Source organism: Helicobacter bilis (assembly GCF_900198365.1).
Classification (GTDB): Bacteria; Campylobacterota; Campylobacteria; order Campylobacterales; family Helicobacteraceae; genus Helicobacter_A; species Helicobacter_A bilis_B.
In genome coordinates, this window is the sequence record NZ_FZMS01000042.1 from 56,488 (window position 1) to 62,808 (window position 6,321).

General features: G+C 35.6%; 6 protein-coding genes and 2 pseudogenes. 2 read left to right on the top strand and 6 right to left on the bottom strand.

From position 1 onward, the window contains the following. Window positions 1–3 precede the first annotated feature (3 nt). The 6 genes and pseudogenes from minD to C6H08_RS06665 form a co-directional block, all read right to left on the bottom strand. On the bottom strand, window positions 4–825 hold the full coding sequence (gene minD, locus C6H08_RS06645; RefSeq protein ID WP_004088580.1) for a septum site-determining protein MinD: 822 nt from the start codon (window positions 823–825) through the stop codon (window positions 4–6). Window positions 826–1,033: 208 nt separating this feature from the next. Further along, window positions 1,034–1,537 (bottom strand): hypothetical protein, encoded by a 504-nt coding sequence (locus C6H08_RS06650; protein WP_034580193.1) that lies wholly within the window; start codon window positions 1,535–1,537, stop codon window positions 1,034–1,036. Between the two features lie 89 nt (window positions 1,538–1,626). After that, window positions 1,627–2,427 (bottom strand): annotated as a pseudogene (locus C6H08_RS12430) (sodium:solute symporter family transporter); the annotation flags it as partial. Window positions 2,428–2,748: 321 nt separating this feature from the next. Continuing rightward, a pseudogene (locus C6H08_RS12435) lies at window positions 2,749–3,435 on the bottom strand (sodium:solute symporter family transporter); the annotation flags it as partial. A gap of 215 nt (window positions 3,436–3,650) precedes the next feature. Continuing rightward, complete coding sequence (locus tag C6H08_RS06660; protein WP_052100063.1) at window positions 3,651–4,337, bottom strand: methionine ABC transporter permease; 687 nt, start codon at window positions 4,335–4,337, stop codon at window positions 3,651–3,653. A gap of 170 nt (window positions 4,338–4,507) precedes the next feature. After that, window positions 4,508–5,566: a methionine ABC transporter ATP-binding protein gene (locus tag C6H08_RS06665; protein ID WP_034580192.1), complete on the bottom strand. Its 1,059-nt coding sequence runs from the start codon at window positions 5,564–5,566 to the stop codon at window positions 4,508–4,510. 294 nt (window positions 5,567–5,860) lie between these two features. Here C6H08_RS06665 and C6H08_RS06670 point away from each other — a divergent pair, with 294 nt between their 5' ends. Next, window positions 5,861–6,154: a hypothetical protein gene (locus C6H08_RS06670; protein ID WP_233708515.1), complete on the top strand. Its 294-nt coding sequence runs from the start codon at window positions 5,861–5,863 to the stop codon at window positions 6,152–6,154. 1 nt (window position 6,155) lies between these two features. Further along, entirely contained in the window at window positions 6,156–6,311 is a 156-nt protein-coding gene (locus C6H08_RS11980; protein ID WP_233708516.1) for a hypothetical protein, read from the top strand. The last annotated feature ends 10 nt before the right edge of the window (window positions 6,312–6,321 follow it).

Genomic DNA, 6,321 nt, shown 5'->3' on the forward strand with positions numbered 1-6,321 from the left:
CCCCTAAAAACCAAAAAATTTCTTTAAATTACTGATAAAACCATTTGATTGCTTAAAGGTCTCAAATGGCACTTCTTCCCCTAAGATTCTACGCGAGATTCTCTCATAGGCTAAACCACTCTCTGTTTTTGAAAAAATAGTTGGCTCACCGCTATTTGTAGCCCCAATCACCTTTTCATCTTCTGGCACGATACCAATCAAGGGTAAGGCTAAGATCTGCAAAACATCATCGCATGATAGCATGTCTTGTTTTGCGACTAATTCTGGTCGCAAACGATTGACAATAATATGTTTTTCTAGCTCACTGCCTTGCTTTGCCTTATCACTTTTAGAATCTATGATTCCAACAACACGATCGCTATCTCTTACTGAGCTAACTTCAGGTGTTACCACAATGATCGCCCTATCAGCCCAAAATATCGTATGCTCAAAACCACTTTCAATACCTGCAGGACTATCAAGCAAGATATAATCAAACTCTAGTTTCAGCTTCTCAAGCAACTCTTTGACCTTATCTTTATCAAGTATTGTTTTATCTTTTGTTTGGCTTGCGGGTAGAAAGTAGAGATTTTTTGCCCTTTTGTGATTGACTATGGCTTGAGAAAGATTGCATTTATTCTCCATCACATCGATCACATCATAGACAATGCGGCGTTCAAGTCCAAGTATCATGTCAAGATTCCGCAAGCCAATATCAAAATCTACTGCAATGACTTTTTTACCACTCTCACTTAAACCAACACCGATATTTGCAGTAGCAGTAGATTTGCCAACACCACCTTTACCTGAAGTGATAGCGATAACAATGCCTTGCTTGTTTCCCATTTATGCCCTTTCATCTTGCTGTGTATTATTGAAAAGTGTATTCTAACTAAACTTTTAATACTTTATATAAATTACTATGAAACTTTGAGAAAATATTGTAGCTTGACAAATGCTTAAAATATGTTAGCTTATAGCTTGTGTTATAGAATCTTTTTGGAATGTATAATGACTAGATTCTACATAATTTGGGTTAATCTCTTTATTTGTTTTAGAATCTATTGTTTGGATTTGATAGGATAGCATTTCTAGAGCTTTCTAATAATGCTTCTTCTTCATTTGATTTTATCTCTTGTATTTTGGTTTCATCAAAATCTTGCATTGCATTTGATTGCCCAAAGATATTTAACTCTAACACATTCATCGCATTCATAAATACGCATATATCACGCACAGCACTATTATTTACTGGGATAGTAATCTGTATAATACTTGCAAAAGGGATAACAACAAGGCTTGGAAAGTTATCCCTACCAAAGCCTGCTTCAAATGACATATCATCTTGCCATATTTCAATGCTTTCAAAGGTAAAACCTGCAAGTATAAAATCTATAATAGGGTGAAACTGACGTGAAATTTCTTCAGGTAATTCTGGGTCAAACTGCACTCTATGCCGACTACATTGCACAGAAAAGTGGATATTTTGACTGATAAGTAGTTGTATAATTTCTCTTGCATGTTTTGCAAGCATGGGTTTTAAATCTTTATTTTGCATTGACTTCCTTTATTTGCAATAGCCTAAGATTATACAAAAAATATGCAAAGAAAACTCCAAATATCACCAATATACGACAGCATATAATCTTAAATATTCCCTGCCTTCATTTCTACCATCATTTTATCAAATGCTTCTTTAGTCCCCGGTCTCACAGGCTGCATTAAACTCACAAGAATGATAGCAATACTCGCACATACAAAGCCCGGCACAATCTCATAAATAGGAAAATATGTGTAAAAAAAGTTATTATGCAATACCACGACTACCGCACCAGTTATCATACCAGCAATAGCACCCATTCTAGTCATTCGCTGCCAAAATAAAGAGAATAGCACAACACTACCAAAACTCGCACCAAATCCAGCCCAAGCATACGCTACAATGCTAAGAATGCTAGAATCTTTGTTTGTAGAGATGAAAAATGCAACAAATGACACGACTAAAACACTTGCCCTACTAAAAAACATAACCTGCTTTGGTGTCGCATCGGTCTTTAGAATCTTTTTGTAAAAATCTTCTGCCACAGTTGAAGCAGATACTAAAAGCTGACTACTCGCTGTGCTCATAATCGCAGCAAGTAAGGCGGAAAGTAAGATTCCAGTAACCCATGGATTAAAAAGCGTTTGGGACATAATGATAAATATCTTTTCAGGATCACTAAAACTTATATCAAACTTTGTAGCATAAGCTAAGCCCAACATACCCACAAAACACGCACCAATAAGGCTTATAATCATCCATGACATACCTATGATAGTCGCTGTTGGAATGTCCTTTGTAGAGCGGATAGACATGAAACGCACGATAATATGTGGCTGTCCAAAATAGCCAAGCCCCCAAGCAATAGCAGATATTACACTAAGCAGCGTAACCCCTTGAAAGAAAGAAAAATGTGCTTTTTCTTCCATAGAGGCAGTAGTAGCAGAATCTATGCTAGAAAGCAAGGATTGAATCTTTTTATCAATATCTTTTGGTGGATTTGAGAGAGTTGCATTGATTTCACTAGCTTCATTTGCAAGTGTGCTAAAGTCTTTAGGGTTATTACTGATTTCACTTAGCGTATTTAAAGATTCTATAAGCATGGGTAGATTCTGCTTGATAGTATCAATATCTTTATTGTTTTGTGCCTGTTTGATTTCATCTAAAATTGTATTGACATCGGTATCAAGGTATTGCTGTGTCTTTAATACTCTTTCATTATGGACTTCATCACTTTTTTGTATATAGCTTTTTGCCTCGCTTAAGCCACCGATTTGATTTAGCATAACAATAGGCACTACAATTAAGGCTAACATCATAAGCACACCTTGCAAAAGATCAGTCCAACAAACCGCCAAATATCCACCAAAAAAAGTATAAATAACGATAATTCCAGCACCAATCATAAGTGATATTTGATAATCGATATGGAAAGTTTGCTCAAAAAGTTTTGCCCCAGCAATAAGCCCAGATGAGATATAAAACACAAAAAACACAAGGATAACAATCGCTGAAATAAGTCGCAAAATATGCTTATCATCAGAGAATCTTGTCTCAAAATAATCCGGGATAGTGATTGAATTATCAATGACTTCTGTATAGATTCTAAGTCTTTTTGCCACAAAAAGCCAGTTTAAAAACATGCCAATGCTAAGCCCAATGGCAATCCATGCGTTTAAAAGCCCTGCAACATACAATGCCCCAGGCAAACCCATAAGTAGCCAACTACTCATATCAGATGCCCCAGCAGATAAAGCACTCACCGCTGGACCCATGCTTCTCCCGCCAAGGAAAAATTCTTCAGGATTTTTTGTCTTTCGCCAAAAATATAATCCAATACCTATCATTACCACAGCATATAAGCCAAAAGTAGCAAAAATAGGGAAGCCTAGACTTTGCACTTCAAGTGTATTCATAATATCTCCTATTTAAAGTTAATTTTCATGGCATTAAGACTTCATAATAGTATAAGTTGTTAAATCGGTTTCTATTTGTCTTCGAAAAAAATGGATTAAATACAATAAGTAACATGTATACAGAATCTAAAGTGAAAGACAAACACAATTTTTCTTGTGAAACCCTTGAGTGATTTGCAAAATCTACATAATCAAATAAAATTATATACAATACATTATTTTTGCGTTCTACCGCATATCCTATATACAAAATGCACGATAGGCGTTAAGATTCCATACTGATGAGTGCGTAAAATGCGTGAGAGATAATCGCCTATGCTTTGCACACATTGCACTAAAATAATAAGCACAATCACGCAGGAATACAACACATCAAGTCTAGAATCATAAAAGCCATACTTAATAGCCAAGTCGCCCAAACCACCACCGCCAACACTACCAGCCATAGCAGAAAAGCCGATAATAGCAATAATTGCGATTGTAGCGGCATTAATGAGTGAAGGAAGAGATTCTGCTATCATCATAAAGATTACTTCTAGCTTACTTGCTCCCATGCTTAAAGTCGCCTCTATTATGCCATGATTGACTTTCTCTAATGCCCCCTCAAAAAGTCTTGCTACAAATGGTATAGCAGCAATAGATAAAGCAAAAGAAGCCGCATCAGGTCCTATACTAGTCCCAATTAGCATTTTTGAGATAGGCAGCAGGGCAACGATTAGCACAATAAAAGGAAATGATCGTATAGTATTTACTATCATGCCTAGAATCTTATTAAAAGTTGGCGCACTTAAAAGAGAGTTTTTTTTGGTAATAGTAAGAATCACACCCAAAGGAAGCCCAAACGAGATTGTAAAAAAGCTTGATAAAAACACCATATATAATGTCTCAAATGTGCCTTCCATAAGTAAATCTATCACATCAAATACTCTTGCTGCTGTATCTTCATCACTAAAAAGCAGATAGCAAAGCACCTGCAGTGATGAGCTGACCTCATCATCACTTAAGGCTTGTGGTAGTTGAAAAAAGTTTAGAATCCATGGTTGTGCTTCTTGCATAGTAATCCCTTATATATTTAGTCCTCTATTACAGAATCTTGTGAGATAGAATCTTGTGTTTGTGTAGTTTTATTTGCCACTAAATCTTGCAAAGATTCTATAATTAAGCCCTTACTTCTTAGATACCCAATCGCTCTCTCTCTTGCTTGTGCGTCATCACCAAAATCAACGATCAAATGTCCCACTTCAGCCGTTGCAAGCGCTTCAATATTACCCGCTAAAATATTTACATTTACATTAAATTCTCTAATAATTTCAGCGATTAAAGGCTCATGAATATATTCGCCAACAAATGAGATTTTATACGCATTCTTATGTGATTTTTGCAAGATCTCTTCTTGTGATAATGCAGGGAGAAAAGAGATTAATTCTTTTGTTACTTCATGCTTTGGATTTGCAAAGATTTGTTCGACCTGTCCTTCTTCTACAATCACGCCATTACTCATCACACACATGCTATTACAAATTGATCGCACCACTTCTATTTGGTGCGTAATCATAACAATGGTTAATCCAAGCTTCCTTTGTATATCCTGTAAAAGTTGCAGAATGGATTGTGTAGTTTTAGTATCGAGTGCGCTTGTAGCCTCATCACATAATAGAATCTTTGGGTGATTTGCTAATGCCCTTGCTATCGCTATCCTTTGCTTCTGTCCTCCACTTAGCTGATTTGGATAAAAGTCTGCTTTATCTTGCAATCCTACAAGCTCTAAAAGCTCACTCACACGCGATCTAATATCACTCTTTTTCCATTTAGCTATCTCTAAGGCAAAGGCTACATTGCCAAATACATTTCTAGAATCTAAAAGATTAAAATGCTGAAAAATCATGCCTATTTTTTGCCTTGCTTTTTGCAGACTAGATTCCTTTAGTGTTAAGATATTTGTTCCATCGATTATTACTTCACCTGTTGTTGGTGTCTCTAGCTTATTTATAAGCCGCACAAGTGTGGATTTCCCTGCACCAGAATAGCCGATAATCCCCATAATATCCCCCTTTTTTACTTGAAGATTTAAGGGCTTAATCGCTTGGAATCCATTCGCATAAGTCTTTGTAATATTTTTTAGTATAATCACTTTGTGCCTTAATCGCTCTAATTCTGTTTTTATAGGGTCTTAAATACAAATAAAAGCTGGAATAATAGCATATTTTTATAAATACGATATGTAATTATTATTTTTATCTCATTTTAGCTAAAACTCATTTTATTAAAAATGATAATGAGTAGAATTTGTAGAAATTTGGAATCTTTACTACAATATGTTGTGTAATAAAACTACATAAAAATTGTCATTAATATGTTATTTATTATGATATGGCAGAATCACCGCCGTATTTTCATTAACATTTTTAACATTTGGGAGAGTGATATGAAGGTTTGTGATACAAAACCACACATTATAAGTGTGAATACCCTAAAAAAGCTTGTTGCTTCATTGAGTATATGTGCGTGTTTATCAATGCTAACCTATGCAGATGAAAGCAATGATTCTACTGATACTAACGGAGAAAATCAAAATAAGTTTGTGCTAGGGATCTTTGGTGGTGGTAGTCTTATGCAAATGTCATCAAATATTACAGCACAACTCGCCCCTATGATGATTTACCCGGCGATTACGATAAAAGCTTGTTTGGGGCAAGCTATGGAGCAAAGTTGGCTATGATATGTATTTTCTCACTCGTCATGGTGTAAGAATCTATGTTGATTATATGAACTCATACTTTAATAGTAATGAAAGGACACTTGGTTCATATAATATGCACACAATTGGACTTAATGCGGATTATCGCTTTGTTATCACAGGGGGGGGGGGGGACTAAGTGCATTTGC